The organism is Frankia sp. AiPs1, assembly GCF_023716945.1.
In the GTDB taxonomy this organism is placed as follows: domain Bacteria; phylum Actinomycetota; class Actinomycetes; order Frankiales; family Frankiaceae; genus Frankia.
The window spans coordinates 1-3,964 of sequence record NZ_JAMQQF010000557.1 but is presented as its reverse complement, the minus strand read 5'-3'; the positions used below and the strand labels follow the sequence as shown (position 1 = coordinate 3,964).

At 72.1% G+C, this 3,964-nt stretch carries 4 protein-coding genes; 3 read left to right on the top strand and 1 reads right to left on the bottom strand.

Annotation, left to right across the window (positions count from 1 at the left end; genetic code table 11):
- The coding region (locus tag ND748_RS27240) for an acyl-CoA dehydrogenase family protein (protein ID WP_251749067.1) at nucleotides 1-740 on the bottom strand (740 nt) is incomplete at its 3' end.
- A 212-nt stretch (nucleotides 741-952) separates the two neighbouring features.
- Here ND748_RS27240 and ND748_RS27235 point away from each other — a divergent pair.
- The 3 genes from ND748_RS27235 (at nucleotide 953) to ND748_RS27225 (ending at nucleotide 3,800) form a co-directional block, all read left to right on the top strand.
- On the top strand, nucleotides 953-1,765 hold the full coding sequence (locus ND748_RS27235) for an Fpg/Nei family DNA glycosylase (RefSeq protein ID WP_251749066.1): 813 nt from the start codon (nucleotides 953-955) through the stop codon (nucleotides 1,763-1,765).
- 160 nt (nucleotides 1,766-1,925) lie between these two features.
- Nucleotides 1,926-2,585 carry a peroxiredoxin gene (locus ND748_RS27230; protein WP_251749065.1) on the top strand — a complete coding sequence of 220 codons (660 nt, stop codon included), beginning with the start codon at nucleotides 1,926-1,928 and terminating at the stop codon, nucleotides 2,583-2,585.
- 69 nt (nucleotides 2,586-2,654) lie between these two features.
- A complete protein-coding gene (locus ND748_RS27225; RefSeq protein ID WP_251749064.1) occupies nucleotides 2,655-3,800 on the top strand; it encodes an NAD(P)/FAD-dependent oxidoreductase in 1,146 nt (381 codons plus the stop codon).
- Nucleotides 3,801-3,964 lie beyond the last annotated feature (164 nt).

Below are 3,964 nucleotides of genomic sequence, written 5' to 3'. Positions count from 1 at the left end.
CCACCGAGGGCGACGTCGACGGCACCGAGATGGGCCGCCGCGTGCGGGTCGCCCCCCTGGCCAGCCACCCGCTCCCGCAGCGGCGCGGCCACGGCGGTGGCGCCCCCGTACCAGCAGGCCGCGACGCCGATCCCACCAATCCAGAACCCGGGGCGGCGCAGGTAGTCGTCCGGCCCGCCGACTGCGTGGGCGCGCACCTGCCCGAAGGTCACCCGGCGGGTGTCGGCGCCCTTCATGCCGGGGTCCGCCCAGTCGTCGCCGGCGACGCTGACCCCGGGGGCGTCCAACGCGACCGCGAGCAGCCGCCGGCTCCGGCCATGGCGGGCGGTGACCAGGGCATGGGTCAGCAGCGTCGCCCCGGAACACCAGGCCTTGGACCCGTCGAGCAGCCAGTCCGCGCCTTGCCCGTCGAGCGGGGCGGCGGTCAGGGCCGCAGCGGGATCCTCCGCAGCCCAGACCCCCCAGCGGGATCCGGGCGGCAGCGGTTCTCCGGTGAGCTCGGCGACGATGGCCACCGCGTCGGCGTGCGCCTCGGCGAGCCGCGCGAGCACCAGGTCATCCGCCGCGAGTGCCGCCAGCGCCGACCAGCGTTCCAGCGTCCGGCCGGCCCCCGCAAGCGGCAGGTCACCCGCTACCGCGCACGCCTCGTCCAGCGCGCCGGCGCGATCGGCGACCCACCCCGGCCATCGCCGGCTCACCCGCCACCGCACGCCCGCCGCCGGCATGCGCGCCGCCGGCATGCGCGAGCGTGCTCCCCCGCCCGAACCCGTACCTGACAACGTCTTCGCATGGTCCCCTCACGGCCGACGTGTGGTCACGCCAGGCGGCCACCCGAGGTCCGCGGTCGCCATTCGTCGGAGTAGGGGATACCGATTCCCGCGGTGCGGAAACACTGCGGTCGCGTCGGATCGGCCCGGCGCCTCGACAACCGCGGCAGTATGCTCACTCGACTATGCCCGAAGGTCACACTGTGCACAGGTTGGCCGCGGTTCACCAGCGAATGTTCGCCGGCCGCCCGGTGTCCGTGGCAAGCCCCCAGGGGCGGTTCACCGAGGGCGCGCGCCGGCTGGACGGGCGGCCGCTTACCGCCGCCGAAGCGCACGGCAAGCATCTGCTCCTGCGGTTCGACCACGATCAGGTCCTGCACGTGCACCTGGGCATCTACGGCAAATACACCGTCGGCCCACTCCCGGCCCCCGCGCCGATCGGCGCCGTCCGGCTGCGGCTGACCGCGGACACCGGCTACGCCGACCTGCGCGGGCCCAACGCCTGCGAACTGTTGGAACCCGGCGGGGTGAAGACGCTGCGCGACCGGCTCGGCCCCGACCCGCTGCGCGTCGACGCCGACCCGGAGCTGGCCTGGCGACGGATCGAACGCAGCCGCATCCCGATCGCCGTCCTCCTGCTCGACCAGACGGTGGTGGCCGGCCCCGGCAACATCTACCGGGCCGAGGTGCTGTTCCGCGCCGGCGTCGACCCGCTGGTGCCCGGCCGTGACCTGACCCGGGGGCAGTGGGCGGCCATCTGGACCGACCTGGTCACCCTGATGGCCGACGGGGTGCGCACGGGCCGGATCGACACCGTGCGCCCCGAGCACACCCCCGAGGCGATGGGCCGCCCGCCTCGCATCGACGGTCACGGCGGCGAGGTCTACGTCTATCGCCGCGCCGGCCAGCCCTGCCTGATCTGCGCCACCCCGGTGCTGACCACCCGCCTGGCCGGCCGCAACCTGTTCTGGTGCCCCGGCTGCCAGCCACCCTCCTGACCAGGCCCGCACGACCCGACGAGACCGACACGACCTGGCGAAGCATCGGCCGAGGCCTGTGCGCCAAGGGAACGTTCAGGGAACGCCGTGTCCGTAGAGTCCTTCACGACGCACCGACTCGGCATCCCTCGCCGAGCTTCCTCTGTGAATGGAGTGAGTAATGTCCCTGACGATTGGTGACACCGCGCCCGACTTCGTGGCGGCGACCACGGAGGGCCCGATCAAGTTCCACGAGTGGATCGGCGACTCGTGGGCGGTGCTGTTCTCCCACCCGAAGAACTTCACCCCGATCTGCACGACCGAGCTCGGTTATGTCGCATCGATCAAGCCCGAGTTCGACCGCCGCAACGTCAAGATCATCGGCCTCTCGGTGGACCCGATCGAGCTGCACGAAGCCTGGGCCAAGGACATCGAGGAGACCCAGGGCACCGCGCCCAACTACCCGCTGATCGGCGACGCCGACTTCGCGATCTCCAAGGCGTACGGCATGCTCGGCGCCGACGTCAGCGGCGACCCGTCGGACCGGACGGCCGCGGACAACCAGACCGTGCGCAACGTCTTCGTCATCGGCCCGGACAAGAAGATCAAGCTGGTGCTGGTCTACCCGATGACGACCGGGCGCAACTTCGACGAGGTCCTGCGGGTCATCGACTCCCTGCAGCTCACCGCGAAGCACAAGGTCGCCACCCCCGTGAACTGGAAGCAGGGCGACGACGTGGTCATCGCCGGCTCGGTGTCCAACGACCAGGCCAAGGAGATCTTCGGCAGCTGGAACGAGCCGAAGCCCTACATCCGCATCGTCCCGCAGCCGTCTGCCTGAGTCACACAGCAGTCAAGCCACACAGCAGTCGAGTTACAGAGCAGTCGGAGTCACACAGCAGTCGGGGGCATGGTGCGAGTACTGGTACTGGGGGCAGGATTCGGCGGCCTGGAGCTGACGACCCGACTGTCCGAGGAGCTCGGCGACGACGTCGACGTCGTCCTGATCGATCAGGCCGACGGCTTCGTGTTCGGCTTCTCGAAGCTCGACGTGATGTTCGGGCGCACCACCGCGGAGGCGGTGCACCATCCCTATCGGGACCTGGTCAGGCCGGGGGTGCGGTTCGTGCGGACGGCGATCCGCGGCATCGACCCCACGGCCCGGCGGGTCGAGACCGACGCGGGGCTGTTCGAGGGCGACGTCATGGTCGTCGCCCTCGGCGCCGACCTGCATCCGTCGGCGACGCCGGGCCTGGTCGAGGCCGGGCACGAGTTCTACACGGTGGCCGGGGCGTTCGCGACGCGCGACGTACTGGACCGGTTCGACGGTGGGCGGGTCGTCGTCGGGGTCACCTCGACCCCGTTCAAGTGCCCGCCCGCCCCGAGCGAGACGGCCCTGCTCGTCCACGACCTGCTGGTCCGTCGGGGGCTGCGCGAGTCCAGCGAGATCTCGCTGGTCATGCCGCTGGGTGCGCCCATCCCGCCTTCGCCCGCCGCGTCGGCGGCGCTGCTCGCGGCGTTCGCCGAGCGGGGCATCGCCTGGCACCCGGAACGGCTGGTGCGGTCGCTGGACCCGGGGCGCCGGGTCGCGGTCCTCGCCGACGGCGACGAGCTGCCGTTCGATCTGTTCCTCGGCGTCCCCGTGCACCGGGCGCCGCAGGTCGTGCAGGAGTCGGGGATGTGCGTCGACGGGTGGATCCCGGTGAACCCGCTGACCCTGGAGACTTCGGCCCCGAACGTGTACGCGGTCGGCGACGTCACCAGTGTCGGCACGCCCAAGGCGGGCGTCTTCGCCGAAGGGCAGGCCGCCATCGTGGCCGATCAGATCATCGCGCGCCACCGCGAGCAGGCCGCCTCCTCGACCTACAGCGGCCGGGGAATCTGCTACGTCGAGTTCGGCGCCGACCAGGTCGCCCGGGTCGATGTCACCTTCCGCAGTGGACAACGCCCGAGCGGTCAGTTCGACGACCCCTCCGCGCTGTACGCGGCGGACAAGTCCGAGTTCGGTTCGAGCCGGATCCGCCGCTGGTTCGGCCGCGAGTGGACGGCCCACTGAGCCGGCGGTCCCCAGGCCGCGGCGATCCTCAGACCGCGGCGTCCCTCAGACGGCGGCGCCCCTCAGACGGCGGCGGCCTGGCGGCGCGAGCGGGCGGCCCAGAACGGCTGCCCGGCCTTCTCGTACAGCGCGGCGGCCGTCTCGAACCCCGCGCGGGCCTCGAC